This is a genomic window from Rhodovulum sp. YNF3179 (assembly GCF_050586465.1).
Taxonomy (GTDB): Bacteria; Pseudomonadota; Alphaproteobacteria; order Rhodobacterales; family Rhodobacteraceae; genus CAJXYS01.
On the sequence record NZ_JBOCEG010000010.1, the window covers coordinates 22,067 to 48,207 of the forward strand.

At 57.7% G+C, this 26,141-nt stretch carries 31 protein-coding genes; 19 read left to right on the forward strand and 12 right to left on the reverse strand.

What is annotated here, in order from left to right; translation table 11 throughout:
- Positions 1–7: 7 nt before the first annotated feature.
- Positions 8–649, forward strand: coding sequence for a guanylate kinase (gene gmk, locus ACQ5SP_RS15825; RefSeq protein ID WP_430939375.1), 642 nt, complete (start codon positions 8–10; stop codon positions 647–649).
- Positions 646–1,176, forward strand: coding sequence for a gamma carbonic anhydrase family protein (locus ACQ5SP_RS15830; protein ID WP_430939376.1), 531 nt, complete (start codon positions 646–648; stop codon positions 1,174–1,176). The genes gmk and ACQ5SP_RS15830 overlap by 4 nt, the downstream gene beginning before the upstream one ends.
- Positions 1,177–1,178: 2 nt before the next feature.
- On the opposite strand, the gene ACQ5SP_RS15835 is transcribed toward ACQ5SP_RS15830, so the two are convergent.
- Entirely contained in the window at positions 1,179–1,781 is a 603-nt protein-coding gene (locus ACQ5SP_RS15835; protein ID WP_430939377.1) for a histidine phosphotransferase family protein, read from the reverse strand.
- Between the two features lie 39 nt (positions 1,782–1,820).
- On the opposite strand from ACQ5SP_RS15835, the gene ACQ5SP_RS15840 reads away from it, so the two are divergent.
- From ACQ5SP_RS15840 to ACQ5SP_RS15850, 3 genes are all read left to right on the forward strand, one after another.
- Positions 1,821–1,994 (forward strand): DUF3553 domain-containing protein, encoded by a 174-nt coding sequence (locus tag ACQ5SP_RS15840; protein ID WP_430939466.1) that lies wholly within the window; start codon positions 1,821–1,823, stop codon positions 1,992–1,994.
- Between the two features lie 144 nt (positions 1,995–2,138).
- The gene (locus tag ACQ5SP_RS15845; protein WP_430939378.1) at positions 2,139–2,918 is read left to right on the forward strand and encodes a GNAT family N-acetyltransferase; all 780 of its coding nucleotides are present in this window, start codon (positions 2,139–2,141) and stop codon (positions 2,916–2,918) included.
- Between the two features lie 4 nt (positions 2,919–2,922).
- The gene (locus ACQ5SP_RS15850) at positions 2,923–3,732 is read left to right on the forward strand and encodes a lysophospholipid acyltransferase family protein (RefSeq protein ID WP_430939379.1); all 810 of its coding nucleotides are present in this window, start codon (positions 2,923–2,925) and stop codon (positions 3,730–3,732) included.
- Positions 3,733–3,736: 4 nt separating this feature from the next.
- On the opposite strand, the gene ACQ5SP_RS15855 is transcribed toward ACQ5SP_RS15850, so the two are convergent.
- Both ACQ5SP_RS15855 and ACQ5SP_RS15860 read right to left on the reverse strand, forming a co-directional pair.
- Positions 3,737–4,357: a thiamine phosphate synthase gene (locus ACQ5SP_RS15855; RefSeq protein ID WP_430939380.1), complete on the reverse strand. Its 621-nt coding sequence runs from the start codon at positions 4,355–4,357 to the stop codon at positions 3,737–3,739.
- 50 nt (positions 4,358–4,407) lie between these two features.
- Entirely contained in the window at positions 4,408–4,737 is a 330-nt protein-coding gene (locus ACQ5SP_RS15860; RefSeq protein ID WP_430939381.1) for a TfoX/Sxy family protein, read from the reverse strand.
- Between the two features lie 67 nt (positions 4,738–4,804).
- On the opposite strand from ACQ5SP_RS15860, the gene ACQ5SP_RS15865 reads away from it, so the two are divergent.
- The 3 genes from ACQ5SP_RS15865 to ACQ5SP_RS15875 are packed head-to-tail and all read left to right on the forward strand — an operon-like array spanning position 4,805 to position 8,269.
- Complete coding sequence (locus tag ACQ5SP_RS15865) at positions 4,805–5,584, forward strand: RNA methyltransferase (RefSeq protein ID WP_430939382.1); 780 nt, start codon at positions 4,805–4,807, stop codon at positions 5,582–5,584.
- A gap of 49 nt (positions 5,585–5,633) precedes the next feature.
- Positions 5,634–6,794, forward strand: coding sequence for a heme A synthase (gene ctaA, locus ACQ5SP_RS15870; RefSeq protein WP_430939383.1), 1,161 nt, complete (start codon positions 5,634–5,636; stop codon positions 6,792–6,794).
- Entirely contained in the window at positions 6,791–8,269 is a 1,479-nt protein-coding gene (locus tag ACQ5SP_RS15875; protein ID WP_430939384.1) for a carboxypeptidase M32, read from the forward strand. Before ctaA ends, ACQ5SP_RS15875 begins: the two co-directional genes overlap by 4 nt.
- Before the next feature lie 3 nt (positions 8,270–8,272).
- Here the strand turns inward: ACQ5SP_RS15875 and ACQ5SP_RS15880 are convergent, their stop codons facing one another.
- Entirely contained in the window at positions 8,273–9,067 is a 795-nt protein-coding gene (locus ACQ5SP_RS15880) for an enoyl-CoA hydratase (protein WP_430939385.1), read from the reverse strand.
- A 70-nt stretch (positions 9,068–9,137) separates the two neighbouring features.
- Between ACQ5SP_RS15880 and ACQ5SP_RS15885 the strand changes: the two genes are divergently transcribed.
- On the forward strand, positions 9,138–9,557 hold the full coding sequence (locus ACQ5SP_RS15885) for a PaaI family thioesterase (RefSeq protein WP_430939386.1): 420 nt from the start codon (positions 9,138–9,140) through the stop codon (positions 9,555–9,557).
- Positions 9,558–9,584: 27 nt separating this feature from the next.
- Here the strand turns inward: ACQ5SP_RS15885 and speE are convergent, their stop codons facing one another.
- Both speE and speD read right to left on the reverse strand, forming a co-directional pair.
- The gene (speE, locus tag ACQ5SP_RS15890) at positions 9,585–10,430 is read right to left on the reverse strand and encodes a polyamine aminopropyltransferase (RefSeq protein ID WP_430939387.1); all 846 of its coding nucleotides are present in this window, start codon (positions 10,428–10,430) and stop codon (positions 9,585–9,587) included.
- Positions 10,427–10,957 (reverse strand): adenosylmethionine decarboxylase, encoded by a 531-nt coding sequence (gene speD, locus ACQ5SP_RS15895; protein WP_430939388.1) that lies wholly within the window; start codon positions 10,955–10,957, stop codon positions 10,427–10,429. Before speD ends, speE begins: the two co-directional genes overlap by 4 nt.
- A 338-nt stretch (positions 10,958–11,295) precedes the next feature.
- Here speD and rplM point away from each other — a divergent pair, with 338 nt between their 5' ends.
- The 3 genes from rplM to ACQ5SP_RS15910 all read left to right on the forward strand — a co-directional run bounded on the left by rplM (position 11,296) and on the right by ACQ5SP_RS15910 (position 13,752).
- Positions 11,296–11,760, forward strand: coding sequence for a 50S ribosomal protein L13 (gene rplM, locus ACQ5SP_RS15900; protein ID WP_430939389.1), 465 nt, complete (start codon positions 11,296–11,298; stop codon positions 11,758–11,760).
- 2 nt (positions 11,761–11,762) lie between these two features.
- Positions 11,763–12,260, forward strand: coding sequence for a 30S ribosomal protein S9 (rpsI, locus tag ACQ5SP_RS15905; RefSeq protein WP_430939467.1), 498 nt, complete (start codon positions 11,763–11,765; stop codon positions 12,258–12,260).
- A gap of 166 nt (positions 12,261–12,426) precedes the next feature.
- On the forward strand, positions 12,427–13,752 hold the full coding sequence (locus tag ACQ5SP_RS15910) for a tyrosine-type recombinase/integrase (protein WP_430939390.1): 1,326 nt from the start codon (positions 12,427–12,429) through the stop codon (positions 13,750–13,752).
- 195 nt (positions 13,753–13,947) lie between these two features.
- Here the strand turns inward: ACQ5SP_RS15910 and ACQ5SP_RS15915 are convergent, their stop codons facing one another.
- On the reverse strand, positions 13,948–14,364 hold the full coding sequence (locus ACQ5SP_RS15915) for a hypothetical protein (protein WP_430939391.1): 417 nt from the start codon (positions 14,362–14,364) through the stop codon (positions 13,948–13,950).
- 462 nt (positions 14,365–14,826) lie between these two features.
- Here ACQ5SP_RS15915 and ACQ5SP_RS15920 point away from each other — a divergent pair, with 462 nt between their 5' ends.
- From ACQ5SP_RS15920 to ACQ5SP_RS15930, 3 genes are read left to right on the forward strand one after another with little or no spacing between them, the layout of a single operon-like run.
- Entirely contained in the window at positions 14,827–19,644 is a 4,818-nt protein-coding gene (locus ACQ5SP_RS15920; protein ID WP_430939392.1) for a DEAD/DEAH box helicase, read from the forward strand.
- 8 nt (positions 19,645–19,652) lie between these two features.
- Positions 19,653–19,928, forward strand: a complete 276-nt coding sequence (locus ACQ5SP_RS15925) for a hypothetical protein (RefSeq protein ID WP_430939393.1) — start codon at positions 19,653–19,655, stop codon at positions 19,926–19,928.
- 8 nt (positions 19,929–19,936) lie between these two features.
- Positions 19,937–20,551, forward strand: a complete 615-nt coding sequence (locus ACQ5SP_RS15930) for a hypothetical protein (protein WP_430939394.1) — start codon at positions 19,937–19,939, stop codon at positions 20,549–20,551.
- 392 nt (positions 20,552–20,943) lie between these two features.
- Here the strand turns inward: ACQ5SP_RS15930 and ACQ5SP_RS15935 are convergent, their stop codons facing one another.
- From ACQ5SP_RS15935 to ACQ5SP_RS15955, 5 genes are all read right to left on the reverse strand, one after another.
- Positions 20,944–21,522 (reverse strand): tyrosine-type recombinase/integrase, encoded by a 579-nt coding sequence (locus ACQ5SP_RS15935; RefSeq protein WP_430939395.1) that lies wholly within the window; start codon positions 21,520–21,522, stop codon positions 20,944–20,946.
- A gap of 161 nt (positions 21,523–21,683) precedes the next feature.
- Positions 21,684–21,875, reverse strand: coding sequence for a hypothetical protein (locus ACQ5SP_RS15940; RefSeq protein WP_430939396.1), 192 nt, complete (start codon positions 21,873–21,875; stop codon positions 21,684–21,686).
- A gap of 60 nt (positions 21,876–21,935) precedes the next feature.
- Positions 21,936–22,223 carry a DUF6626 family protein gene (locus tag ACQ5SP_RS15945; RefSeq protein WP_430939397.1) on the reverse strand — a complete coding sequence of 96 codons (288 nt, stop codon included), beginning with the start codon at positions 22,221–22,223 and terminating at the stop codon, positions 21,936–21,938.
- Positions 22,220–22,351, reverse strand: a complete 132-nt coding sequence (locus ACQ5SP_RS15950) for a hypothetical protein (RefSeq protein WP_430939398.1) — start codon at positions 22,349–22,351, stop codon at positions 22,220–22,222. Before ACQ5SP_RS15950 ends, ACQ5SP_RS15945 begins: the two co-directional genes overlap by 4 nt.
- A 61-nt stretch (positions 22,352–22,412) precedes the next feature.
- Positions 22,413–22,925, reverse strand: coding sequence for a hypothetical protein (locus tag ACQ5SP_RS15955; RefSeq protein ID WP_430939399.1), 513 nt, complete (start codon positions 22,923–22,925; stop codon positions 22,413–22,415).
- A gap of 114 nt (positions 22,926–23,039) precedes the next feature.
- On the opposite strand from ACQ5SP_RS15955, the gene ACQ5SP_RS15960 reads away from it, so the two are divergent.
- The 4 genes from ACQ5SP_RS15960 to ACQ5SP_RS15975 all read left to right on the forward strand — a co-directional run bounded on the left by ACQ5SP_RS15960 (position 23,040) and on the right by ACQ5SP_RS15975 (position 26,126).
- Positions 23,040–23,660 carry a GIY-YIG nuclease family protein gene (locus ACQ5SP_RS15960; RefSeq protein ID WP_430939400.1) on the forward strand — a complete coding sequence of 207 codons (621 nt, stop codon included), beginning with the start codon at positions 23,040–23,042 and terminating at the stop codon, positions 23,658–23,660.
- 70 nt (positions 23,661–23,730) lie between these two features.
- Positions 23,731–24,153: a hypothetical protein gene (locus tag ACQ5SP_RS15965; RefSeq protein WP_430939401.1), complete on the forward strand. Its 423-nt coding sequence runs from the start codon at positions 23,731–23,733 to the stop codon at positions 24,151–24,153.
- Between the two features lie 282 nt (positions 24,154–24,435).
- Positions 24,436–25,314 carry a lysophospholipid acyltransferase family protein gene (locus ACQ5SP_RS15970; RefSeq protein WP_430939402.1) on the forward strand — a complete coding sequence of 293 codons (879 nt, stop codon included), beginning with the start codon at positions 24,436–24,438 and terminating at the stop codon, positions 25,312–25,314.
- Positions 25,314–26,126, forward strand: coding sequence for a glutamate racemase (locus tag ACQ5SP_RS15975; RefSeq protein WP_430939403.1), 813 nt, complete (start codon positions 25,314–25,316; stop codon positions 26,124–26,126). The genes ACQ5SP_RS15970 and ACQ5SP_RS15975 overlap by 1 nt, the downstream gene beginning before the upstream one ends.
- The last annotated feature ends 15 nt before the right edge of the window (positions 26,127–26,141 follow it).

Below are 26,141 nucleotides of genomic sequence, written 5' to 3' on the forward strand. Positions count from 1 at the left end.
CCGGAACATGACCCAGCGCCGCGGGCTTCTCATCATTCTCTCGTCGCCCTCCGGCGCCGGGAAATCGACCCTTGCCCGGCGGCTGATGGCCTGGGACCCGGCCATCCGGTTCTCGGTCTCGGCGACGACCCGCGCGCCCCGGCCCGGCGAGGTCGACGGCACCGATTACGTCTTTACCGCCGAGAGCCAGTTCAAGCGCATGGTGGCGGAGGGCGACATGCTCGAACACGCGCATGTCTTCGGCAATTTCTACGGCTCGCCGCGCGCGCCGGTGCAGGATGCGATCGACAACGGCTCGGACGTGCTCTTCGACATCGACTGGCAGGGTGCGCAGCAGATCTCGAACTCGACGCTGCAGGAGCACGTGCTGTCGATCTTCCTGCTGCCGCCCTCGATCCGCGAGTTGCGCCGCCGCCTGATCGAACGCGGGCAGGACAGCGAGGAGATCATCGCCAAGCGGATGCAGCGCAGCTGGGACGAGATCAGCCACTGGGCCAGCTATCATTACGTGCTGGTCAACGACGATCTCGACATCACCGAGGAGAAGCTGAAGACCATCGTCACGGCCGAGCGGCTGCGCCGCAGCCAGCAGCCCGGCCTGACGGAGCATGTCCGCAAGCTCCAGAGCGAGTTCGAGGAGGGAAAATGACACTCTACGCATTGGACGGAATCGCGCCGACCCTGCCCGAGGACGGGGATGTCTGGATCGCGCCCGACGCCAACCTGATCGGCAATGTCATTCTCGAGACCGGCGCCTCGATCTGGTTCGCGGCCACGCTGCGCGGCGACAACGAGCCGATCACCGTGGGGGCCGGGTCGAACATCCAGGAAAACACGGTCTGTCACACCGACATGGGCTTTCCGCTGACCATCGGGCGGGATTGCACCATCGGCCACAAGGCGATGCTGCACGGCTGCACGATCGGGGACGAGACCCTGATCGGCATGGGCGCCACGGTGCTGAACGGCGCGAAGATCGGCCGGAACTGCCTGATCGGCGCGGGCGCGCTGGTCACCGAGGGCAAGGAAATTCCCGACGGCTCGCTGGTCGTCGGTGCGCCGGGCAAGGTGGTCCGCCAGCTGGATGCCGCGGCGATCGAGGGCCTGCGCGAGTCGGCCCGGCACTACCAGGAAAACGCCCGCAGGTATGCCGCGGGTCTGAAACCGCTCGACTGACGTCAGAATTCCATCACGATTTCCGCCGGGGTGATCCGCGTCGCCAGGGCCAGCCCGTCGCTGTCCATGAGCGCGCGCAAGAGACCGAACTGCACGTCCGCCGGGCTGCCGCCCCAAAGCCCGCCGGGCCGGGACAGCGCCGCCCAGCTGTCCGGGTCGGGCGCCAGCACCGCGCCGGTGGCGCGCAGCCGCCAGGAGGACGCATCGCCGCGGCTGACCGTGATCTCGCCGCCGCGGGGAAGCGCCCGCAACAGGCAGAGCTGGCACAGGAACGCGATCTTGACCTCGGGGCGGGGCAGGTCCCCGTCCGGTTCCCAGACGACGGAGACCCGCGTGCCGCGGTAACTGTCGTCGATGATGCCGGCGATCTCGGCACGCGAGAGCATCGCGTCGTCGGGGGCCAGCCCGAAGGCGATGCGAAAGAACCGGATCCGCGCGTTGGCATTGGCGATGCTGTCGGCGATGAGGGCAAGTTCCGGGCTGTCGTCCGGGCTTTCCATTTGCAGCAGCTCGAGACCATTGCTGATCGCGCCAAGGGGGCTTATCAGGTCGTGGCAGACGCGCGACCCGAGCAGGCTGGCGAGATCGTGGTCGCGCCCCGTCACGTCGCCGGCCCGAGGGGAAACCGCCCCATGTCGCTGGGCATGAACGAATTCCTGGAACCCGGCATGCTGGTGCGCCACCCGGACGCCCCGGATTGGGGAATCGGCCAGGTGCAGTCCGTCATCAACGGCCGCATCACGGTGAATTTCCAGAACGAAGGAAAGGTCGTCATAGACGGAAAACGCGTCGAACTCATACTGGCCGGGGAACCTTAATTTCCTATATGGCGATACAAAGATCTCTAGCACAACCTAAACGGGTGCGCAACAGCCTGGTACCCCGGCGCGGCGATGTTGCAATCGGACCGCTCTGTGCCTATCAACCCGGAACGTTCCTGCGGGGCAGGCAGACCGTGACCGATGAAACCTGACGACAGTCATTACGAGCTGCGTCTCGCGCGCGACGCGCGCGATCTGCGCGCCGCGCAGCGCCTGCGCTACGAGGTGTTCGTGGCCGAACTGGGCGGTGACGGCGCGGGCGTCGATCACGAGAACCGGCTCGAGACGGATCGCTACGACGCCTATTACGATCACCTGCTGCTCATCGACACGCGCCGGGATGCCGATGCGCTCGACGACGTTGTGGGCGTCTACCGGCTGCTCAAGGGGGCGGATGCGGACCGGGCGGGAGGCTTTTACACGGCGACGGAATACGACCTGTCCCCCTTGCTGGCCTCCGGGCGCAAGCTGCTCGAGCTTGGCCGGTCCTGCGTGCATCCCGATCATCGCGGCGGCACGGCGATGTTCCACATGTGGAACGCGCTGGCCGAATACGTGCTCGACAACGGCATCGAGATCCTCTTCGGCGTGGCAAGCTTTCACGGCACGGATCCCGAGGCGCTGAGCCAGCCGCTGTCCTATCTTCATTACAACCATCTCGCGCCGCCGGACCTGCGGGTCCGCGCGATCGCGCCGCATTACACGCCGATGGACCGGCTCCCGCGCGAGGCCGTCGACCGGCGCGCGGCGATGGTGGCGACCCCGGCGCTGATCAAGGCCTATCTCCGGCTCGGCGGCTTCGTGGGCGACGGGGCCTTCGTGGATCATGCCTTCAACACCACCGATGTCTGCCTGCTGATGGATACGACGCGCATGTCCGAACGCCACCGGAGCTTCTACGTCCGGGGCCGCGAGGGCTGAGGCCATGAGCGCCACCTGGCATTCCGACGACATCCCCGAGACGCCGCCGATCGGCCCGGCGGGCTGGCTGCGGGTGCTGGCGCGCGGCGTGACGCTCGGCGCCGTGACCTATGGCGGCCTGTTGCTCCTGTTGGCGGTGCGCCTGGTCGAGTGGCCCTGGGGGCGGCCCGTCACGCCCCATATCACCCAGCTCGTCTGCAAGGCGGCCTTCGTGATCCTGGGGATCGGGTTTTCCGTGCGAGGCGCGCCGATGCGCCACCGGGGGGCGGTGGTGGCCAACCATGCGTCCTGGCTCGACATCTTCACGCTGAACGCGCCGCAGCGGATCTTTTTCGTCTCCAAGGCCGAGGTGCGGGGCTGGCCCGGTATCGGCTGGCTTGCGCGCGCCACCGGCACCGTCTTCATCGAGCGCAACCGCAACCATGCCCGGCGCCAGAAGGAAGAATTCGAGGCCCGGCTGCGGCGCGGCGACAAGCTGCTGTTCTTCCCCGAGGGCACGAGCACCGATGGCGTGCGCGTGCTGCCCTTCAAGTCGACGCTTTTCGCCGCCTTCTTCGCGCCCGAGATCGTGGACTTCATGCATGTCCAGCCGGTTACCGTGGTCTACCACCCGCCGCCGGGAACGGATCCGCGGTTCTATGGCTGGTGGGGCGACATGGATTTCGGCCGTCACCTGCTGACGGTTCTGGCCGCGCCGAGACAGGGCGCGGTCGAGGTGGTGTTCCACGAACCGGTCAAGGTGTCGGAGTTTCCGCACCGCAAGGCGCTGACGCTGTATTGCGAGGCCCGCGTGCGCGAGGGGCTCGACCTCTGATCGGTCAGCGCAGCGGCGCCAGCAGCGCCCGCAGCGCGGCGAGCGGATCGTCCTCGGCCCAGATCTCGTGGCCGACGCCGAAGAAATCGACCACCGGCGCCAGCTGCGCGACCGCGTCGCCGGTCAGCGCGCCCTCGGCCACGACCGGCAGCTCGATCATCTCGGACCACCAGGCGAAAAGCTCTGCCCCGGCCACGGTTCCGTCGCCGAGCGGCGTATCCGTCACCGGGCCGAAGGCGATGTAGTCCGCCCCGGCCTCGCCCGCGTTCAGCCCGGCATGGCGCGACGCGCCGCAATAGGCCCCGAGGATCGCGTCGCTGCCCAGCTCCTTGCGGACGCTGCGCACGTTGCGCGCCCCGTCGGGCAGGTGCGCCCCGTCCAGCCCGAGCCGCTCGACCAGCCGGTAATGGGTGTCGATGACGAGCGGTATGTCGCGGTCGTGGCAGAGCGGGCGGAGCGCGTCGGCCGCACGCGCGAGGTCGTCTTCTTCCGGGGCCGCCAGCGCGAGGCGCAGGCAGGCCACCGGTTCGGCGTCGAGGATGCGGGCCAGCGTGGCCGGGTAGCTGCCGAGGTCGAAGGCGGGCGGCGAGATGAGATAGATCTGCGGCTGTTCTGCGTCTGACATGGGGCCTCGTCCGGTCTTTCGGCCCTCTTAACGCGCCAGAGCCCGCTTGGCTACTTCGCCGGCAGGCCCGAGACGAAATTCTCCGCCAGCGCCAGCCATTGCATCCGGCGCGCGTCGTCGGCCATCGCGTCGCTCTCGATGTCGACGAACCCGCCCATGCGCCGGCCGGTGAATTGCATCGGCCCGGCGCCCGGGATCGCCAGCGCGGCCGCCTCGTTCTGCTTGCCGACGCGATACATCGCGCCGCCCTGGTGAACGCCGCAGAGCATGTTGCCATCCAGCATGAAGCACATGCCGCCGAACATCCGCCGTTCCGTGATCCCGTCGCGCCCGTCCAGGTCGTCGCGCATCAGCTGCGCCAGCCCCGCGTCATATGCCATACCCATCTCCTTGCACCGATACTGCGCGCAGCGTATCACGCCCGCGGGTTTTCCGGGAGACAGGATCATGACGAGCGAAGCGGGCCAGAGCGGGGCCTGGGCCGGGCCGCAGCCGGCCTTCGTGCTGGTCGCGCCCCAGATGGGCGAGAATATCGGCGCGGCGGCGCGGGCGATGTGGAATTTCGGGCTGGAGCGGATGCGCGTTGTCGCGCCCCGCGACGGCTGGCCGAACCCCAAGGCCGTGGCGATGGCCAGCGGCGCCGGGCGGCTGCTGGACGGCGCGGGGCTCTACGATGGCACCGCCGATGCGCTCGGTGATCTCAACTACGTCTTCGCCACCACCGCGCGCGGCCGCGAGATGACAAAGCCGGTCATGACGCCCGAGCGCGCGATGCAGCATGCGCGGGCGCTGATCGCCGAGGGCCAGCAGGTGGGCGTGCTCTTCGGCCCGGAACGCGCCGGGCTGACCAATGACGACGTGGCGCGGGCCAACGCGATCATCTCGGTGCCGGTGAACCCGGCCTTTCCCTCGCTGAACCTCGCGCAATGCGTGCTGCTGACGGCCTATGAATGGCGCCGCCAGACCGAAAAGGCCGTGCCCGAGGTCGTCGAGATGGCCAGGACCCGTTTCGCCAGCGGCGTCGAGATAGAAAAGCTCGGCGACCGTTACGAGGCCGCGCTGGACGCGGTCGGGTTCTTCTGGCCCGAGTCCAAGGCCGAGGGCATGCGCCGCAACCTGCGCAACATGTTCGCCCGGCTGGATCTGACGACAGCCGACGTGCAGACGCTGCACGGCATCATGCGCGCGATCACCCGCCGCAGGGATGGCGGGTCCGACGCGCCTTGAAGGGGGCAGGGGCGCGGCCTATCGTTCGCCTGCGCCGGAGGAGAGAGGCATGAGCGGGAAACGGAGTATTTTCGAGGAAGTGGGCAGCGAGGCCCGCGCAGAGGCGGCGCCGCAGACCGGGCTGATCGACCGGGCGCGGCGCGGGGCGCGCGGGGCGATCCGCGCGTGGCTGATGGTGTTGTTCGCGCTCGTTGTCGTCATGATCGCCGTGGGCGGGCTGACGCGGCTCACCGACAGCGGGCTATCGATCACGGAATGGAAGCCGGTGACCGGGGCGCTGCCGCCGATGAGCGCGGCCGACTGGGAGTCCGAGTTCGACAAGTATCGCGCAATCCCGGAATACCAGTTGCAGAACAAGGGCATGAGCCTTGCCGAGTTCAAGGTCATCTACTGGTGGGAATGGGGCCACCGCCAGCTTGGCCGGGTGATCGGGCTGGTCTGGGCCGCGGGCTTTCTGTGGTTCCTTGTCCGCCGGCAGATCCCGCACGGCTGGACCGGCCGGTTGCTCGGGCTGGGGGCGCTCGGGGGGCTGCAGGGCGCGATCGGCTGGTGGATGGTGTCCTCGGGTCTGACCGGGACGATGGTGGATGTCGCCTCCTATCGGCTCGCCACCCATCTCGGTATCGCCTTCGTCATCCTGGCGCTCATTTCGTGGTACGTCTTGACGCTCGGCCGCGAGGAGCGCGAGCTGATCCAGGCCCGGCGCGGCGCCGAACCGAAGCTGAAGGGCCTCGCCACCGGCGTTCTGCATTTCTCGTTCCTTCAGATCCTTCTGGGCGCGCTGGTGGCGGGCATCGATGCGGGGCGCGGCTTCCCGACCTGGCCACTGATGAACGGCGCTTTCTTCCCGGCCGATGCCTTCTACGTGCCCGGGGCCGAGAACGGCGCCACCTGGCGAGCCTTCTTCGAGAACCCGGGTCTCGTTCAATTCATGCATCGCATGGCGGGCTATCTGTTGTTCGTCTTCGCGCTCTTCGCGTGGTGGAAGGCGCGCGGCAGCCCCCTGGTCCGCACCCGCCGGGCCTTCGACTGGATGGCGGTCGCGATCTTCGGGCAGATGGTGCTGGGCATCGTCACCGTGCTCTACGCCGCCCCCTGGCAGATCGCGATCATTCATCAGCTGGGCGCCGTGGCCGTGGTCGTGCTGGTGCTGCGCGCACGCTTCCAGACCATGTATCCCACCGCCCAGAGCGTGCGGGGCAGCGCATGAGCGCCTTCGACGATCTGATGGCCTTCCAGCGCGAGACCGAGGCGCTGGCGGGGATTTCCGGCCTGCTCGGCTGGGACCAGGAGACGATGATGCCCCGCGGCGCGGCGGGGCAACGCGCGGCCTGGCAGGGGACGCTGGCCCATGTCCTGCACGAAAGGCGCACCGATCCGCGGATCGGGGACTGGCTTGCCGCGGTCGACGACGCCGGGCTCGACACCGTCGGGCGCGCGCAGATGCGTCATATCCGGCACGATTATGCCCGCGCGACGCGGGTGCCGGCCCGGCTCGCCGCCGAACTGGCCCGCGTCACCAGCACGGCGCAGGGCGTCTGGGCCGAGGCGCGGGCGGCGGATGATTTCGCCGCCTTCGCACCCACCCTGACGGAGGTCGTGCGCCTGAAAAAGGAAGAGGCCGCGGCGCTGGCCGATGGCGGGGACGCCTATGACGCCCTTCTCGACGACTACGAGCCGGGCGCGCGGCATGACGAGCTCGAGGCGCTTTTCGACCGGCTGCGGGCGCGCCTGGTGGCGCTGCGCGCCCGGATCGCGGGCGCCGAGCGGAGCCCGCCCGCGCCCCGGGGGCCTTTCCCGGCCGAGATCCAGATGGCCATGGCCCGCGAACTGGCCGACGCCTTCGGCTACGACTGGTCGCGCGGACGGCTCGACACGTCGGTGCACCCGTTCACGTCGGGCGGCGGCAGCGACGTGCGCATCACCACCCGCGTCTCCGAGAGCGATCCCTTCAACTGCTTCTACTCGACCATCCACGAGGTCGGTCACGCGCTTTACGAACAGGGGATCGAGCCGGGCTACGCGATGACGCCGGTCGGGCAGGGCGTCTCCATGGGGGTTCATGAAAGCCAGAGCCGGATCTGCGAGAACCAGCTCGGCCGCTCGCGGGCCTTCACCGGCTGGCTTTACGGGCGGATGCGCGACCGCTTCGGCGATTTCGGTATCCCGGACGAAGAGTCCTTCTACGCCGCCGTGAACCGGGTGCATGGCGGGTTCATCCGCACCGAGGCCGACGAGGTGCAGTACAACCTCCACGTCCTTCTGCGCTTCGACCTCGAACGGCGCATGATCGCCGGCGATCTCGCGGTCAACGACCTGGAAGAGGCCTGGAACGCCCGTTTCGAGGCTGATTTCGGCTATCCCGTGGACCGGGCCTCGAACGGCGTGCTGCAGGATGTGCACTGGTCCGTCGGGCTCTTCGGCTATTTCCCGACCTACACCCTCGGCAACGTCTATGCCGGCTGCCTGAACGCGGCGCTGACCGCGGCGCTGCCGAGGCTGGAGGACGATCTCGCCCGCGGGGATGCGCGGCCGGCGGTGGCGTGGCTGCTGGAGTCGGTGCAGCGCCATGGCGGCTTGATGGAACCCCGCACGGTGATCGAGCGCGCGGCCGGACGCCCGGTCAGCGAGGAGCCGCTGCTGGCCTATCTCGACGCCAAGTTCGGGGCGCTCTACGGCGTCTGAGCCTTAGCGATCGGCCCAGTCCGGCGGGCGCTTCTCGAGGAAGGCCGTGATGCCTTCGGCGGTGTCTCGATCCATCATGTTCTCGACCATCACCGCGCCGGTATGGGCATAGGCGGCGGCGAGATCCATCTCGACCTGTTCGTAGAAGGCGCGCTTGCCGATCTTGACCGCGGTGGAGAGCTTCGCGGCCACCGTTTCGGCCAGCTCCGCCGTTTCCGTGCCGAGATCCTCCGGGGCCACGACACGGTTGACGAGCCCGAGCCGTTCGGCCTCGGTCGCTTCGACGAAGCGCCCGGTGGTCAGCATCTCGAAGGCTTTCTTGCGCGGCACGTTGCGGCTGAGTGCGACCATCGGGGTCGAGCAGAACAGCCCGATATTGACACCGTTGACGCCGAAGCGCGTGCCTTCGGCCGCCACGGCCATGTCGCAGCTCGCCACCAGCTGGCAGCCGGCCGCGGTGGCGATGCCGTGGACCTCGGCGATGACCGGCTGGGGCAGGCGGGGGATCGTCTGCATCATGCGCGAGCAGCGCTCGAACACATCGCGGAAGGCCGCCTGTCCGCCATCGGGCGCCTGGCGCGCGGCGGTCAGTTCCTTCAGGTCGTGTCCGGCGCAAAAGGCCTTGCCTGCGCCGCGCAACACGACCGCGCGGATGCCGGGGGTCTCCTCGATCTCCTCGAAGGCCTTCTGCAGCGCGGCCAGCATCGCGTCCGACAGCGCGTTCAGGTTCCCGGGGCTGTTCATGGTCAGGTGCCGGACATGGCCCCGATCCTCGCGCAGAAGCAACTGTTCGGTCATGGATCCCCCTTGTTCGCGCGGTGCTTTCCGGCAAGTCTACGCGCCGTGAACCGAGAGGGAAAGCCGCGAGATGGACCTGAAGATGAACATCGCCGAGATGGAGGATTTCCTGGTGCGGGAGTTCCCGCAGGTGGCCGAGGATTTCCGGATCGAACGCTCGGACGCGGACGGGATCGGCGTCCGGCTGCGCGTGGCCGATCGCCATCTGCGGCCCGGTGGCACGGTCTCGGGGCCGTCGATGTTCGCCCTGGCCGATGTCGCGATGTATCTCGCGGTGCTGGCCCGGATCGGGCCGCGGGCGCTGGCGGTGACGACGAACTGCAACATCGACTTCATGCGCCGGCCCGCGGCCACCGACATGCTGGGCGAGGCGCGGGTTCTGAAGCTCGGCCGCCAGCTGGCCGTGGGCGACGTGCTGCTCTATTCCGAGGGGATGGCGCCACCGGTCGCCCGCGCGAGCCTGACCTATTCCATTCCGCCGCGCGGCTGACCTGCCATGGTCCGGTCCCGCCGTCGCTCAGGGCATCAGGCGCTGGACGTAGCCGGGCAGGGCGAAGGCGGCCCGGTGGACCTCGGGTGTGTAGTAATCCGGCGCGATGCCCGCCTCCTCGAAGCGGCCGCGCAGCACCTCCGCCGGCGTCGCGCGGGCCGGGCCGTCGGTGCCCCAGCCGAAGGCCATCGGCCCGCCGGCATAGGTCGGCACCGTCGCCAGGTAGCAGCCCCAGTCGGTGAAAAGCGTCTTGAAGGCGCGCATCGTGCCGGTCAGCTCGTCGCCCTGCATGAAGGGCACGCCGTTCTGGGTGACCAGGATGCCGTCATCGGTCAGGCAGCGCTTGGCATGGCCGTAGAAACTGTCAGTGAAGAGCACCTCTCCCGGCCCGATCGGGTCGGTCGAATCGACGATGATCACGTCGAAGCGCTCGGCGCAGTCGCGCATGTAGTCGGCGCCGTCCGCGATCACCAGATCTAGCCGCGGATCGTCGAAGGCACCGGCCGACAGGTTCGGCAGGTAGGTCTTGCAGAACTCGACCACGCCGGCGTCGATCTCCACCATGGTGACCTGCGCGACGGACGCGTGGCGCAGCACCTCGCGGGCCATGCCGCCGTCGCCGCCGCCGATGATGAGCACGCGCCGCGCGGCCCCATGCGCCAGGATCGGCACATGGGTCAGCATCTCGTGGTAGATGAAATTATCGCCCTCGGTGGTCTGCACGACCCCGTCGAGCGTCATCACGCGCCCGAAGCTGCCGTTCTCGAAGACCTTGATGCGCTGGTGTTCGGTCGCGCTGTCATAGAGCAGACGGTCGACCGAGAGCGCCTGCCGGTAATGATCGTGCAGCGTTTCGACCGACCACTCCGTCATTGCACACCCTCCACGAGCCCGTCGCCGCGCAGCAGTTCCCGAACCCGCACGTCGGCGGTATCGAAGGCACGCGAGAGTACATCGACCGCGCGCCACGGCTCGGCGTCGCCGCACATGAAGACGTCGAAGGCGCCGTAGCCGATCTCGGGCCAGGTGTGGACGGAGATGTGGCTCTCGGCCAGCACCGCCACGCCGCTCACGCCCTGGGGCGAGAACTTGTGGGTGTGGATGTGCAAGAGCGTCGCGCCGCAGGTCTCGACGCAGTCGCGGAAGGCTTGCTGGATACGGGCCTCGTCGTCCAGCCCCGCGCCGTCGACCACCTCGATGATGAGATGGGTCCCGGCGAAGACCTTGCCATCGCGGCGGATGAAGTGGTCGTCGCGCGACCCGTCCAGCACGTCGCGACCGGCGACGAGTTTCAGATCCTGCGGTGAATCGATGTTGGCCGCACGGCCGATGGTCGTGTCTTCCGCGTGGGCGCCTGTCTCCAGACCGATCCCCAGTTGGAAGAGGTTGGCGTCCTTCATGGCCGCACCCCCTTCTTTCCAGTGACTAATCCAGAGGTCCCTTAGCGCCCCCCCGGACCACGACGGCCCGAAGTTGGGATCGGTTCCCCTTGTTGCGCGGCATCTAGGGGGGACGCGGGATTCGATCAACCCCATTTCTGCGACGCGGCGAAATTCTTTCCGGCCAGCCGGTCCGCGGTTTGGGGTATTATTATACCAAAATTGCAACCTCCTGTTTTCAGATAAAAAAATAGCGGAAGATGCGCTTGACTGTGCGTGGCATTCGGGTAGAACCACGGCTCAGATTTCAAGCGGCGTGCCCCGCGCGCCACAGATCCCAAAACCCCAGGGTGACACAGATGAAGACCTACACGGCAAAACCGGCCGATATCGAGAAGAAGTGGGTGCTGATCGACGCCGAGGGCGTCGTTCTCGGCCGGCTCGCCTCGATCATCGCGATGCGCCTGCGCGGCAAGCACAAGCCCAGCTTCACGCCGCACATGGACATGGGCGACAACGTGATCGTCATCAACGCGGACAAGGTGCAGGTCACCGGCCGCAAGAAGGACGACAAGATCCACTACTGGCATACCGGTTATCCGGGCGGCATCAAGAACCGCACCACGCGCCAGATCCTCGAGGGCGACCACCCCGAGCGGATCGTCATGCAGGCCGTCAAGCGGATGCTTCCGGGCGGCCGCCTGTCGCGCAAGCAGATGACCAACCTGCGCGTCTATGCCGGCGCCGAGCACCCGCACGAGGCCCAGAGCCCCGAGGTGGTCGACGTCAAATCCATGAATGCCAAGAACACCCGGAGCGCATGACGATGGCCGAAGAACTCAAATCCCTCGACGATCTGAAGTCGGCGGTCGACACCGGCGACGCCGCCACCGCCGCGCCCGAGACCGCGATCGAACGCCAGCCCGTCCGCGACGAGCTTGGCCGGTCCTACGCCACCGGCCGGCGCAAGGACGCCACCGCGCGGGTCTGGATCAAGCCGGGCTCTGGGAAGGTGTCGGTCAACGGCAAGGAGATCAGCAAGTATTTCGCGCGCCCGGTTCTGCAGATGATCCTGCGCCAGCCTTTCAAGGTGGCCGGGGTCGAGGACCAGTTCGACGTGATGGCGACCGTCAAGGGCGGCGGGCTCTCGGGCCAGGCCGGCGCGGTCAAGCACGGCATCAGTCGCGCGCTGCAGCTGTATGATCCGTCGCTGCGCGCGCCGCTCAAGGCCGCGGGCTTCCTGACCCGCGACGCCCGCGTGGTCGAGCGGAAGAAATACGGCCGCGCCAAGGCACGCCGGAGCTTCCAGTTCTCCAAGCGTTAGACTTGGAGCTTGCTCAAATTTGCTAAATGCTTGAAAAGGCGCTGTTTTTTGCAGCGCCTTTTCTATATGTTGCGATTGCAAAAGTTTAACAACACAGTTTTGATAGACAGGGGATAGTGCTGATTTTACGTTAACTTTACAGCAAAACGGTACTGGCAGCGTGACGATGAGTAAAAGCTACCTAAACAAAGTAGAGCTAAAAGATGGGCAAATTATTTTGTTCCATCGCCAAAACTCAAAACGTCCAGTTTACCATATGCGTATACACGTGAAGGGTATGAAGGACGTTAAAGGTAACAAAGTTACCTACGTACAGCGCAGTACTGGTGAAACTGACTTGGAAGAAGCGCGACGTATTGCTCTTGACGCTTATGACGACTTGCGACTGAAAGCGCGTGCGAAGCAAGCTGTAACGACGCTGACTTTTAGGGACATGTACGAGCTGTGGTGGGCTGACAAGAAAAAGATACTTGAACAGCAGTGGTTTGCTAAGGGGCGCAATGGTAAAAACAAACGTGTGGAATGGTATGAAAAACACGCAAAACGGTACTGGTTGGCTTACTTTGGCGATCATAAAGTTGAAGAGCTAACACACAGCTTTGTGCAAGGTTATTGGAATTGGCGACAAACATACTGGGCACGGGCAAGCGAAGAAGAACGCAAAAAGTATCCTAATTTTGCAATAAATCCTGCTAAAAAAAGCTTGGATATGGAGCAAAGCGCACTGCGTGAGGTGTTTGGGTGGGCTAACAGTATGAAGCTCATCAACTACCAACCGCAAATACAAAATCCTTACGCACGCAAAGGCATAAAAGCAAAGCGACGTGCAAGCTTTGACGAGCACGAATTTTTGCAGCTGCAAGAGTATTTACAGCAATGGGTTGAAGGGCGTGGAAAAAACGACAGGCGTGTAAATGCTGCGCATAAACGAAATCGCAAGCTGTTGCAGATTTACGTTCACTTTCTTGCTTACACTGGAATGCGTACAGGCGAAGTGCTCAAGCTAAAGCACAAGGACATAAGTTTTACGCTTACTATGCTTGGTGACACTGGCTTGGGCATTGAAGTTGCAGAAGACACGAAAACAGGCGCACGTGAAGTTACAAGCACTGCAGATTTGATGTACTGGTACGAAGAACTATGCAAGCTGACAGGGCACACAGAACGTGACGATTGGCTATTTTGTAATGCGCAGGGAAAGCAAGTAACGGGTTTCTATAAAACGTTTGCAAAGCTGCTTGATGAAGCTGGACTGCTATACACGGAAGATGGTGACAGGCGCAGTGCTTACAGCTTGCGCCATTACTATGCTGAGCAGATGTTTGCAGAACTGGGGCACACGCACGCTGTGCTTGATATGCTTGCTGTGAATATGGGCACAGGGCGCGACTACTTGGAAAATTTCTACATTAGGCGCGGCGTGATTGATGCGGAAGCACTGGTGCGCACGCGGCACGGATACAAGACACAGGGAGAGCGTGACAGTGTTTAGGCGTCAAAGTGCTTCACACAGTGCGTTTAGGTGCTTGGCCGCTGCCAGTGTGCGTTGTAGGGCTTGATGGCGGCTGTAGGCGTGACAGTGTTAGGGCAACTTAAGCTTCAACGACTTGATTGAAGCATTTCTTAAAAATGGTCAGTGCAATGTTGATATTATAATCAGCGGTTCAGTATCAAGTTTTAGCTAACACTACTTTCCTTGCAATGCTGCAAGTGTCATCCTCTTGTCAAACTCTCTAATTAAGTCAAACTCTTTAACGAGCCTGTCTTCTAAGGCCTTCGTTATTTTCCAACAATAGCCCACACAAAATTCACCATTCTCAATGTAGACGGCGATATTCAATTTAATATCCTTAAACGTCCAAATGTATTCAATGAAAAGTGGGACTGACCACTCTGTACTGGGTTCCTCAGATTTAGTGTTGATTGAAACTACTTTAAAGTCATCTCCTAAAACCTCAAAATCACCGTAAGTTGATGCAGGCGCCTGCTCATCATCACCTTGTGCTATCGCGAGTGAACGCCAATGATCAAAGCTGTAAAATTCGTTTATTTTATTTGAAACGAATTTGCCAAAATAAGAGGAAAACTCATTTAAAGTTACCATTTTCACATCCTTTTAGAGGTTTATAATCTTTATCAACGACGTGAGAAAGATAGCTGATTTTAGAAACTGCGACTGTCCACATAATATTCTCAACAACAAGGATCAAATAAGCTATGGCAGTGCTTTATCTTTCAACTAACTTAATGTCTTCCACCCATTTCTTCGCTGGCTGGAGCAGAGGCTAAGCGGTTCAATTCTAAACACAGTGACGGAGATAAAGTCAACGTAAACATAAGAGTAAGTGGTGTTGCGCCAAAGTGCTTCACACAGTGCGTTTAGGTGGCTGTCCGCTGTCAGCATACGCAGCAGCGCTGGACGACGGCTGCAGGGCGCTTACATTGCGTGTAGCAGGCTTGGCAGGGCGCTGACTTGCTTTAGACGACGAAAATATCTGCATTTTTGCTGGCAACACGTGTTTGGCTGGTCTACGCTAACTGCAAGCAGCAGTGAGGTGAAGCAGCAATGTCAGCACTTGATCGTATTCTTAAAAGCTATAGAGACGCGGCAGTAACGGAGCGCGAAAAGGGCACATACTTTGAGCGCTTGGCTTTAGCGTATTTGAAAAACGACCTTGTACAGGTGCAGCAATACAGCGACGTTTGGACTTTTGGGGAATGGGCTGCTGCAAACGGTGAAGACGGGCGCGATACTGGCATTGACTTGGTTGCGAAGCTGCGTGATGAAGAAGGTTACGCAGCAATACAGTGCAAGTTTTATTCTCCACAGCATCGCATACAAAAGCGGGATATTGATAGTTTTCTAAGTGCAAGTTCACGTCAACCATTTGCACGACGGGTGTTTATTGACACAACAGAAGTGGATTGGAGCGAGAACGCAGACGCTACCATTACAAATCAAAGTATCCCAGTTGTGCGCGTTGGTCTTACAGCGTTGCGAGAGAGCGCTATTGATTGGAGCGTGTTTGAAGCAACGGAAGAAGTAAAGCTGCAAACCAAAAAGTCGTTACGCTCCCATCAGCTGCAAGCACTTGAACACGTACAAGCAGGGTTTGCGGAACACGATAGAGGCAAGCTTATTATGGCTTGTGGTACAGGCAAGACATTTACAGCACTTAAGATTGCTGAAAATCTTGCAGGTAAAGGCAAACGAGTACTGTTTCTTGTTCCTTCGCTCGCACTTATAGCACAGACAGTGCGCGAATGGACGAACGATACAGAAACTGAACTGCGTAGTTTTGCTGTTTGCAGTGATGCACAAGTAGGCAAGCGCAGAAAAAACAGCAGTGACGTTGCTGAGATTGAAGCGCACGAATTAAACTTTCCAGCAACAACTAACCCAACAAAGCTTGCAGAGCGTGCAGCTACACAAGACGCTGAGCGTATGACTGTGGTGTTTAGTACGTATCAAAGCATTCCAGTCATTACTGCAGCGCAGGAACAAGGCTTGCAGACTTTTGACCTAATTATTTGTGACGAAGCACATAGGACGACGGGCGCGAAAATTGACGGGGAAGAAGATAGCAATTTTATACGGGTGCACGAAAACAAATACGTGAACGGTTTGAAGCGGCTATATATGACGGCAACACCGCGCATTTACGGCGAAAATGCTCGCGCAAAAGCTGCAGACGCAAGTGTGAAGCTTTGCGATATGGACGACGAAACATTATATGGACCAACGTTTTTTACACGTGGCTTTAGCTGGGCAGTAGAGAACGGAATGCTGACTGACTACAAGGTGGTTGTGTTAGCTATGGACGAAAGCGTTGTAAGCAGGAGTGTTCAAAGCAGGCTTGCAGCTGACAACGAACTGAAACTGGACGACGCAACAAAGATTATTGGCTGTTACAAAGCGCTAATGAAACAAGGCAGCAATGACGATTTTAGCGTTGATGCTAACCCAATGCGTCGTGCCATCGCGTTTTGTAAAGATATTCGCTCAAGCAAGCTTATAGCACGCGAATTTGGTGCTGTTGTTGATGAATTTAATGATGTTGGATTGATTGAAGATGAAACACAAGAGCACGTAAGTTGCCAAGTTCAGCACGTTGATGGTAGTTTTAATGCGAAAACAAGAGGTGAGTTGCTGCATTGGCTGGGTGACGATGTTGCAGATGGTGAATGCAAGATTTTGAGCAACGCACGCTGTTTGAGCGAAGGTGTAGATGTACCTGCGCTTGACGCAATCCTTTTCTTGCACCCACGTAAATCACAAATTGACGTAGTTCAAAGCGTTGGTCGCGTTATGCGTAGGGCAGAAGGCAAGAAGCTGGGCTATGTAATTTTGCCCGTTGTCATTCCAGCAAATACAACACCAGAAAACGCACTAAACGACAATGAACGTTACAAAGTAGTGTGGCAAATTCTCAACGCTTTGCGTGCGCACGATGATCGTTTTGATGCAACGATAAACAAGCTTGAGCTTACAAACGACACTGGTGGACAGATTGAAGTCGTAGCTGTTGCTGAAAACCTGCCGCAAAAACAGCAAGGCAAGGAAGGTGCTGGCATTGGCGAAGGTGGCGGTGAAGGCGATGAGCGTGACACAAGCGCACGCACAGAAGATCAGCTTAACTTTATATTTGACGAATTTCCTGCAGCTATACGGGCTAAGATCGTACAAAAGTGTGGAAGACGAACGTATTGGGAAGACTGGGCTAAAGACATTGGTAAAATAGCGCAGCAGCATATTGAACGCATCAAAGCGACACTGGAAACAGGCGATGCAGAAAAGGCACTGTTTGACGAGTTTTTAGCAGAGATACGCGACGACTTGAACGAGGCTGTAACGGAAGATGAAGCTATTGAGATGCTGGCACAGCATCTCATTACCAAACCTGTGTTTGATGCGCTGTTTGAAGACTACAACTTTGCTGCACAAAACCCAGTGTCCCAAGCTATGCAGAAGGTTGTGACTGCACTTGAGCAGCAGAACATAGGTAAGGAAGCTGAGGCGCTTGAAGGTTTTTACGCAAGCGTAAGGCGACGTGCGAGTGGTATTGATAGTGCAGAAGGCAAGCAGAAGATTGTTGTGGAGCTGTACGAAAAGTTCTTCAAAACCGCCTTTCCAAAACTAACTGAAAAACTTGGTATTGTATACACACCTGTGCAAGTGGTGGATTTCATTATCCACAGTGTAAACGACATATTGCAGAAGGAGTTTGGACAAACACTTGGCAGCAAAGGTGTACACATACTTGATCCGTTTACGGGTACAGGAACGTTTATTACGCGACTGCTGCAAAGCGGGCTGATTAGAAAAGATCAACTTGAATACAAATACAAGAACGAGATACACGCGAACGAGATTGTACTGCTGGCGTATTACATTGCAGCTATAAACATTGAAGCAACCTATCACGCACTTAGTGGTGGCGATTACGCTGCGTTTAATGGGATATGCTTAACTGATACGTTTGAAATGTATGAAAGCGATGACCTTGTTGCACGTTTGATGGAGGATAACAGTGAGCGACGCAACAGGCAGAAGGCTTTAGACATACGTGTTATTGTTGGAAATCCACCATACAACGTTGCAGATACGGGCGTTACTTATAAAGACTTGAATGCACGAATTGCAGATACATACGCTGCTCGTACAAGCTCAACCAATAAAAACTCGCTATACGATAGCTACATCAAAGCTATACGTTGGGCGAGCGACAGGATTGGTGACAGTGGCGTTATTGGGTTTGTAACGAACGGTGGTTGGGTTGACGGCAATGCAATGGATGGAATGCGTAAGTGTTTAGAGGAAGAATTTTCCAGCATTTATGTTTTTAACTTGCGTGGGAATGCACGCACAAGCGGCGAACAGCGACGCAAAGAGAGTGGTAACGCTTTTGGCGAGGGCAGTCGTGCACCTGTTGCTGTGTCATTCTTAGTTAAGAACAAGAGCGCAGCTGATAAAGGTAAGATTTACTATAACGACATTGGTGATTACCTGACACGTGAGCAGAAACTTGCTAAAGTTGAAGCTTATGAAAGCGTGCAAGGTATTACGAAAGCGGATGCGTGGGAACTGATTGAGGCTGACGAACACGGAGATTGGATAAACAAGCGCGATAACAGCTTTGAAAATCATCTGTTGATTGGCGACAAGAAAGATAAAACGGGCTGTGTTTTGTTTGAAAGCTATACAAGTGGAGTAAAAACACAGCGAGATGCTTGGTGCTATAATTCAAGTACAATTAACCTCAAACTAAATGTTAAAAATACGTTAAATTACTACAATAGCCAAGTCGCAATCTATAAGCAGTCAGGCAGCGAAGAAGTAGCGTCTCACTACATTGTGGAAAATAATAAGAAAATTACGTGGACAACTTCACTCATATCAAATTTTGAAAAGAAAAAAATGTTGGAAATAAGTGACGGACAATTCGTAACATCAATATACCGTCCGTTTACCAAGCAGCAGCTATACTATGGACGCAATTTAAACGAAAGAATGTACCAAACGCAGCGCGTATACCCAAATTCAAATGCTAAAAACAGAACTATTGCAGTGAGTGGTGTTGGTGAAAGCTCTGATTTTACGGTAATGATGGTTAATTTGCTTCCTGACTTACACGCCCTTAAAACTGCGCAGCACTTTCCGCTTAAGCTCTACGAAAAAGTAGACGCTGACGATGAAGACCTGTTTGCAGGCGATGGCGTGGAAAATGGCTATCGCATAAAAGACGGCATAACAGACTACGGTTTGAAACATTTTCAAACTGCTTACAGTAACGCGACAATAACAAAGGAAGATGTGTTTTATTACACATATGGCTTGCTGCACAGTGAAGACTACAGAACACGTTTTGCAGATAACCTAAGCAAAGAGCTTCCACGCATTCCAGCTGTCAAGCAGGAAGCAGACTTTTGGGCTTTTGCTAAGGCAGGGCGCAAGCTGGGTGACTTGCACGTGAATTACGAGAGCGTAGACAAATATCCCGTTACGTTTGCAGAAGGTGCACTTGAGCTTGCAACGATTGACGATCCCGTAAGCTTTTACAGGGTTGAGAAAATGAAGTTTGCAGGCAAGCGACCAAATTTAGACAAAACCACAGTGCACTATAACAACAATATCACGATCACAAACATACCGCTTGCTGCTTACGATTACGTAGTAAATGGAAAGAGTGCGCTTGACTGGGTGATGGAGCGGCAGTGCGTTAAGGCGGACAAGAAAAGCGGTATTGTGAACGATGCAAACGATTACGCGAACGAGACAATGAACAATCCAGCTTATCCGCTGCACCTGTTCCAGCGTGTCATAACTGTGAGCTTGGAGACTATGGAAATCGTGCGTAACTTGCCTAAGCTTGAAATTGACTGAGGTGCAGAATGGCATTGAAGAAGCAAAACCTTACAGATGCGGATCTAAAGTTCATACGTAAATTTGCGTGTGAATTGGATGGTTGTGACGAGAATTTCGTTTTCAAAACAACAGTTGAAAAGTTGGGTGCTGCTGGTGGTGCTGCAAAAACCTACCAAGCTGTATGTACAAGCTGTCAAAAAAAGACGCTTATGATGCAGGCGAATATGGAGAAGTGGCAGACGCTTTTTACTGGTGGCGAGTTTGATATTGGTGAAACGACCTACTCTAAGTTTTTTGAGTAAGTGTTGTGGTGAAAAACCAAGAAACACGCTTGCGTAAACTGCGTGATATTGCTCGCAAGTTAGAAACAGGGCAGGGCGTGGATACACGAACGCTTAAGAATTGGCTTTGTGAACACTACCAAACATATTTGGAAGCTTGGCAAGAGCAGCAGGACTTGCGCGAGGAGTTGAAACACAAACCAATTGCAGTGCAGGAATACGAACAACGGCTGCACAATGCTAATTTCTACAACAGTAGGGCTGAGGCGCTTGAGGCGAAGGGAAGCGCTGCACAGGGCAATTTTGAAGATCAAGCGCTAAACGAATATGCAGAGGCGTTGGCTACCGTGCAGCAGCAAGTGCAAGCTAACCCAAGTTTGCAGCAGTGGTTTGATAGAGATGTGTTTGGCAGCGAAAATGATGAAGTGCACCCAGCACCAGGACATATGCCGTTACCTGTTACAAGCAGGAGCAACGACAATAGGGGCGGCGGCATATTAAGTAGATGGCAAACGAAAACTGAAACCAAGCTACAAGTGGTGGAAAAAGTTATTGCTGATTTGGAACGTGAGCTTGGCGAGAGAACGGAACAAGACGAAAAAGAACAGCTTGAAAAGAAACTTGGGCGTAAGCTGAGTTTGTGACGTAGAAAATACGTGCATAAATATGTGAAAGTAGTTTACAGCGCTGCACTTTGACAGCTGCGGTTTGAGCTGGTGAAGTACTTATGTTTTTGAGGTGGTGATTTTGCGCATATACGAGGTTACAGAACAGACGAAGAAAAAGCGACGCAAGCCTGTTGCTCGCACGCACAAAACAGATTGGGAAAAGAACTTGACCAAGCTGCGCAGTAAAGAGCGTGCGCTTGATGCAAATTCACCTATAAAACCTGTAAAGCTTGATTAGTTGTGCGAACAAGTGACGGATAATTGCACGATTTTTCCATGTCAAAGCTTGCTTGTGAAAACTTTTGATAGAAGGAACGACAGGCATAGTGCAAATACTGTTCTTCTGTCCGTTTCGTTCTTTCGTTCGTTCAGTAGTCCACCAGCTCAACAGCTGAACGCAGTTTATTCTCGTTCAAATCAATATAGCGCATAGTGGTGTTGAGGTGCTTGTGGCGTGCAAGAGCTTGGATGACACGTGCGTTGATGCCCTTGTCTGCCAATTCCGTTACAAATTGACGGCGACCTGAGTGTGAGCTTGCACCAGAAATGCCAGCTGCACGATAAAGTGACTGAAATAGATTGACGATGGTCTGCGCTGTGAAGCTGCCACCCTTTGCGCTGTAGATGAGTGGGGCAGTTGGTTGCAATAAGCGATTTGGGTGCTGTGCAGCATAGCGCTTGAGCTGTGCTGCCAATCGTTTGTTAACGAGAACTGTGGCCGCTTCCTTGCCCTTTGTCTGCGCTGCACGAAGATGAATTGTGTCACGTACAGCACCTGTGTCGTCAAACACGTCGCCAATCCGCAGTGCAGCAATCTCACACGCACGCAGACCTGCGTAAAACGAAAGCGCCACAGCTGTGTGATTGCGAGTTGCGTGGCGTTTGTGGTCAATCACAGCTGCCAGCCGCTTGCGTTCCTGTTGCGTAAGTAGCTTGGCCTGTTTCATAGCGTCGTTCCCTAAAATGTGTGGTTTTCCTACGTCTAAACGTAAACTCACACATTGTTTTGGACGACCGTTTTTTGCTTTTGAAGTAATTCACTGTTTTTGTTGGAGGTATTGGAGAAATGTTATAGATTTATAGTTCTATAACATTCCCCCCAAGTTAGTTAGCTGTTCGCTTTCGCCTTCCTGCCCTTGCGTGTTTTAAGACAACCACGCAGTTCAGTAGCGGTAATATTGAATGTCTTGCATAAGTCACGCACTTGCTTCACTGCCTCGTTGCGCTCCGCTTTCATTGCCGCGTCAATTTCTTTTTCCAGCTGTTCTTTTTGTTCCATTAGCTCTTTTACAGTTGGCATCGCTCAGCTCCTATGTTCATGCTGTTACGATGGTGTGAAATATGCTGGTAATGTCAAGTGTTAGCATACTTCAGCTATGCAGTGCTGCATGTTCAAGTGCGCGATCATACGTTGCTCTACACGTTGTAATGCTTCCACCTGCGCTTTGGACAGTTCGTTACTGTGCTGTTTGGAGCGTATGCTGCGTAGACACTGGATGGCCGCGTTCACGCTGTAATCGCGCCCTGTGTGCTTTTGATAGGCATACCAGTTGCTGTTCTTGCCTAAGTAGTACCTGCTAAATTCCTCAGCGCAGTGCACCAGCCCTGCGCAGCGTAGTTGCCTATATGTTGTTTCAAGTAATGTCATTGTGCTGTGCCTCCATTGTATTTACCGTTGCTGTTTGAGTTGATTAGTTTTAGCTTTAATTGTTTTGTTTGAATATACTGAAGAATAGCAGCGCCTGCAGTGCGCTGCTTTCTTCTGTTGCCTGTCATGTATGCTGCAGCGTTTTCAGCATCGCCGTTCCACGCTATGTGCAGCCCTGCCTGTATCGTGTTACAGTGCCTTTAATAATCTGCGTAGTTTATGAATGTTGTTGCCTGCGTGTGCGCCTGCTGTGCTTGCTGTGTGAGAGAGCTTGTCGCAAAATGTTTCGCTGCCTAAGTGTGTCCATTCGTGTGTGCAGTAGGTGCCTGTTGCTGCCGTGTTTCGTGCCTTTTCAAATCTTGATGCGATAGGGCAAGCTTCATTAAAGCCTACCCATGTACTGCGTAGAACTTGAAGGAATGTGTGCATGTCTCCGTGTGCCTGCATGACAATATGAAAATGCGTATTTTGTCTGCTTATGCCACGTTGCTTAAACACAAAGCGTGGGCAGCGTAGATTTTCACGCTCAACACGCTTTCCCCAATATGTTCTGTCTACACACTGTAGAAATAGCTGGACGACACGTTCTGCCTGTCGTTCATCTATGTCGTAGCCGTTTTTAAATTTCAGCGTGCAGAATGTGTCATAACCTTCAGCTACAACCCAGTCACGCATTGCTTGTTGTTCCTGTTTCCTGCTCATAACCGCGTTCCTTTCGCAGTTATTTATCCTTTGTCTGCAAAGGCAGAGAAAAATTGAACTAAGACTACAGCTTGGATAGTGTGCTGACACAAAGGCAGTGCAAGAGGCGAGATAATGGCGGTCGTATACGTGTTGGTTAACCCAGCGTTTGACAGTTACGTGAAGGTAGGGCGAACGACGAACTTGGAACAACGACTAAGGTCGTTAGACAATACAAGTGTTCCGTTGCCGTTTCGTTGTGTGTTTGCAGTTGAGGTTGACGATGATGCAGGTGTTGAGAGACTTGTTCACAACGCATTTGCAGATCATCGCGTGCGTTCAGGCAGGGAGTTTTTTGAAATTGATCCACAGCGTGTAATTTCTGCGCTTAAGCTGACTGGTGGACGTGATGTAACACCGCATAAAGATATTGCAGACGACGAAGAAGGACTTGTTGCACTTGAACGTGCTGAAGGAAGGCGACGTATTGTTGGGCTGTTTGATGTTGGGTTGAAACGTGGTGATGTGCTTACGTTTGCTAACGACGAAACCAATACTGCCTTTGTACAAAGCAACAAGAAAATTGAGTTTGAAGGTGCTTTAGAAAGTGTAAGTGCTGCAGCTCTAAAAGTTTTGCAGCGAGCTGGCTATGAATGGCGCACTGTAAATGGTTGGCAGTATTGGCAATATGACGGTGAAACGCTTAGTGAGCGCAGGAAACGACTTGAAGAAACACAAGATACGGATGACGAGTAAAATTCTGGTCGTTCTTGTTATGTGCTGACCATAGCATTGCAGCAGCTGATATGGAAAAGGAGCTGTTGCTATGTCGCATCTTGCAAAACTCAACCTCAAAACCGTTCACCGTAACGTGCAAAAGGATCCCGTCTTAGCGCGACGTGAAAAACTGGCTGCAGGCATTGAAGAACAGGGTAGGGTGCTTGCTGCTGCGCTTGCTGGTGACGAATACACGGTGAAGGTGAAGCGGTGGGAAACGAACGAAACGGGCGAACGAACGCGGGTTGAACGTGACAAGCGTGTTAGGGCTTGGTTTTTTGAACAAGATGGCGGTTGGTATGTGCAGTGCAGATACGGCAGTCGTATTTTGAATATCAACGGCAAGAGTAACGCTGTGTTTGTGGACAGGCTGCAGGACGTGGGTGCAGTGCTTGAGGCGTTCAAAAAAGCTGCAGAAACGGGTGAGCTGGATAAGGCGGTTGCATTGGCGACAAAAGCACGTTCCAGTTAGCTAACTGCCTTTGCAAGCAGGCGCAGTGCGCGATTAACAAATAATTTACGTGAAGTATATTCCTACAGCAACCTGTTGTAATATAAGCAAAAACAAAGACACCAAGTTAGCCAAGCGCTGATCGTCCGGCGCACGGCACATGCTCGGAAAGACCCGCGCCCTTGGCGCGGGTCTTTTGCGTTCCCGGCTGTCATCGCGCCGTTACGCGGGTGTCATAAATACTGGATATGGCCACGGGATTGGTTTACCGGGACGCCGAGGCAGGTCTCCGAGGTTGGGAAGATGGGCAGGCAGGCACGGGTGGCGCGTGAAATCAGCTACGCCACATCGGCAAAATCGCGCGGCGGGCGCGCCTTCATCCGGATCATGGAAAACGCGACCGGACGCATCGGCCTGATCCGGCGTGCCGAGGGCTACGAGCACGAGGTCGCGGCCGGGCGGGGGTTCTGGGACGTCATGGTCGACCGCTACGGGCTCTCGCTCGAGGTGATCGGGGGGGCGCTGTCGAACATTCCGGCCACCGGTCCGGTGGTGGTGATCGCCAACCATCCCTACGGCATCCTGGACGGCCTGATGCTGGGGCATATCCTGTCCCGCGCCCGGGGCGATTTCCGCATCCTCGCGCACCGGGTCTTCCGCAAGGCCGAGGAACTCGACCGGGTGGTCCTGCCGATCAATTTCGACGAGACCAAGGAGGCCGCGCGCCAGAACATCGCGGTCCGGCGCCAGAGCCACGATTACCTGAAGGCCGGCGGCTGCATCGGGGTGTTCCCGGGCGGAACGGTCTCGACCGCGCAGCGCCCCTTCGGCGCCCCGATGGACCCGGGCTGGCGCAGTTTCACGGCCAAGCTGATCGCGCGGTCCGACGCGACGGTGGTCCCGATCTATTTCGACGGCGCCAATTCGCGCCTGTTCCAGCTGGCGAGCCATGTCCACTACACGCTGCGGATGGCCCTCCTGATCAAGGAGTTCCGCAAACGGGTCGACGAGCCGGTGCGCGTGGTCGTCGGTGCGCCGGTCTCGCGCACCCGCCTGGCCCCCCTGCTTGGCGACCCGCGCGGAATGATGGACTTCCTGCGCGCCGAGACGTACAAGTTGTCGCCAAAGCCACTGAAATCGCTCGATTACGGATTCGAGTTCGAGGACAAGCACAGGAACTGATGGCGGTCGGCATTTTCGACTCGGGCCTTGGCGGGCTCACGATCCACGAGGCTGTCGCGCGCCGGCTGCCCGAGCTTCCGCTTGTCTATTACGGTGACAACGCCCACGCGCCCTACGGCGTGCGCGACACCGACGACATCTTCAGGCTGACATGCGCGGGCGTGGAGCGGCTCTGGGACGATGGCTGCGACCTGGTGATCCTGGCCTGCAACACGGCGAGCGCCGCGGCGCTGCGCCGCATGCAGGAAACCTGGGTGCCGGGTGACAAGCGCGTGCTCGGCGTGTTCGTGCCGCTGATCGAGGCCCTGACCGAACGGCAATGGGGCGACAACTCGCCCCCGCGCGAGGTGGGGGTCAAGCATGTGGCGCTCTTCGCGACGCCGACCACCGTCTCCAGCCGGGCCTTCCAGCGCGAGCTGGCCTTCCGCGCGATCGGCGTCGATGTCGAGGCCCAGCCCTGTGGCGGGCTGGTCGATGCCATCGAGGACGGCGACATGATCCTGGCGGAGGCGCTGGTGCGTTCCCATGTGGAGGCGCTGCAGCGCCGGATGCCGAGGCCCGAGGCCGCCGTGCTGGGCTGCACCCACTACCCGTTGATGGCCGACGTGTTCCAGGATGCGCTCGGGGCCGATGTGGACGTCTACAGCCAGGCCAACCTGGTGGCCGACAGCCTGTCGGACTATATCGATCGCCATCCCGACATGCTGGGCACGGGCGCCGGCGGGACGTTCCTGACGACCGGCGACGCCGAGCGTGTCTCGCGCAAGGCCACGCAGTTCCTGCGACGCAAGATCACGTTTCAGGCCGCCTGAATTGCGGTCGCGCCG

Coding starts and splice junctions, on each gene's coding strand:
- gmk (WP_430939375.1), top strand. CDS start 8: ATGACCCAGCGCCGCGGGCTTCTCATCATTCTCTCGTCGCCCTCCGGC.
- ACQ5SP_RS15830 (WP_430939376.1), top strand. CDS start 646: ATGACACTCTACGCATTGGACGGAATCGCGCCGACCCTGCCCGAGGAC.
- ACQ5SP_RS15840 (WP_430939466.1), top strand. CDS start 1,821: ATGAACGAATTCCTGGAACCCGGCATGCTGGTGCGCCACCCGGACGCC.
- ACQ5SP_RS15845 (WP_430939378.1), top strand. CDS start 2,139: ATGAAACCTGACGACAGTCATTACGAGCTGCGTCTCGCGCGCGACGCG.
- ACQ5SP_RS15850 (WP_430939379.1), top strand. CDS start 2,923: ATGAGCGCCACCTGGCATTCCGACGACATCCCCGAGACGCCGCCGATC.
- ACQ5SP_RS15855 (WP_430939380.1), bottom strand. CDS start 4,357: ATGTCAGACGCAGAACAGCCGCAGATCTATCTCATCTCGCCGCCCGCC.
- ACQ5SP_RS15860 (WP_430939381.1), bottom strand. CDS start 4,737: ATGGCATATGACGCGGGGCTGGCGCAGCTGATGCGCGACGACCTGGAC.
- ACQ5SP_RS15865 (WP_430939382.1), top strand. CDS start 4,805: ATGACGAGCGAAGCGGGCCAGAGCGGGGCCTGGGCCGGGCCGCAGCCG.
- ctaA (WP_430939383.1), top strand. CDS start 5,634: ATGAGCGGGAAACGGAGTATTTTCGAGGAAGTGGGCAGCGAGGCCCGC.
- ACQ5SP_RS15875 (WP_430939384.1), top strand. CDS start 6,791: ATGAGCGCCTTCGACGATCTGATGGCCTTCCAGCGCGAGACCGAGGCG.
- ACQ5SP_RS15880 (WP_430939385.1), bottom strand. CDS start 9,067: ATGACCGAACAGTTGCTTCTGCGCGAGGATCGGGGCCATGTCCGGCAC.
- ACQ5SP_RS15885 (WP_430939386.1), top strand. CDS start 9,138: ATGGACCTGAAGATGAACATCGCCGAGATGGAGGATTTCCTGGTGCGG.
- speE (WP_430939387.1), bottom strand. CDS start 10,430: ATGACGGAGTGGTCGGTCGAAACGCTGCACGATCATTACCGGCAGGCG.
- speD (WP_430939388.1), bottom strand. CDS start 10,957: ATGAAGGACGCCAACCTCTTCCAACTGGGGATCGGTCTGGAGACAGGC.
- rplM (WP_430939389.1), top strand. CDS start 11,296: ATGAAGACCTACACGGCAAAACCGGCCGATATCGAGAAGAAGTGGGTG.
- rpsI (WP_430939467.1), top strand. CDS start 11,763: ATGGCCGAAGAACTCAAATCCCTCGACGATCTGAAGTCGGCGGTCGAC.
- ACQ5SP_RS15910 (WP_430939390.1), top strand. CDS start 12,427: ATGAGTAAAAGCTACCTAAACAAAGTAGAGCTAAAAGATGGGCAAATT.
- ACQ5SP_RS15915 (WP_430939391.1), bottom strand. CDS start 14,364: ATGGTAACTTTAAATGAGTTTTCCTCTTATTTTGGCAAATTCGTTTCA.
- ACQ5SP_RS15920 (WP_430939392.1), top strand. CDS start 14,827: ATGTCAGCACTTGATCGTATTCTTAAAAGCTATAGAGACGCGGCAGTA.
- ACQ5SP_RS15925 (WP_430939393.1), top strand. CDS start 19,653: ATGGCATTGAAGAAGCAAAACCTTACAGATGCGGATCTAAAGTTCATA.
- ACQ5SP_RS15935 (WP_430939395.1), bottom strand. CDS start 21,522: ATGAAACAGGCCAAGCTACTTACGCAACAGGAACGCAAGCGGCTGGCA.
- ACQ5SP_RS15940 (WP_430939396.1), bottom strand. CDS start 21,875: ATGCCAACTGTAAAAGAGCTAATGGAACAAAAAGAACAGCTGGAAAAA.
- ACQ5SP_RS15945 (WP_430939397.1), bottom strand. CDS start 22,223: ATGACATTACTTGAAACAACATATAGGCAACTACGCTGCGCAGGGCTG.
- ACQ5SP_RS15950 (WP_430939398.1), bottom strand. CDS start 22,351: ATGACAGGCAACAGAAGAAAGCAGCGCACTGCAGGCGCTGCTATTCTT.
- ACQ5SP_RS15955 (WP_430939399.1), bottom strand. CDS start 22,925: ATGAGCAGGAAACAGGAACAACAAGCAATGCGTGACTGGGTTGTAGCT.
- ACQ5SP_RS15960 (WP_430939400.1), top strand. CDS start 23,040: ATGGCGGTCGTATACGTGTTGGTTAACCCAGCGTTTGACAGTTACGTG.
- ACQ5SP_RS15965 (WP_430939401.1), top strand. CDS start 23,731: ATGTCGCATCTTGCAAAACTCAACCTCAAAACCGTTCACCGTAACGTG.
- ACQ5SP_RS15970 (WP_430939402.1), top strand. CDS start 24,436: ATGGGCAGGCAGGCACGGGTGGCGCGTGAAATCAGCTACGCCACATCG.
- ACQ5SP_RS15975 (WP_430939403.1), top strand. CDS start 25,314: ATGGCGGTCGGCATTTTCGACTCGGGCCTTGGCGGGCTCACGATCCAC.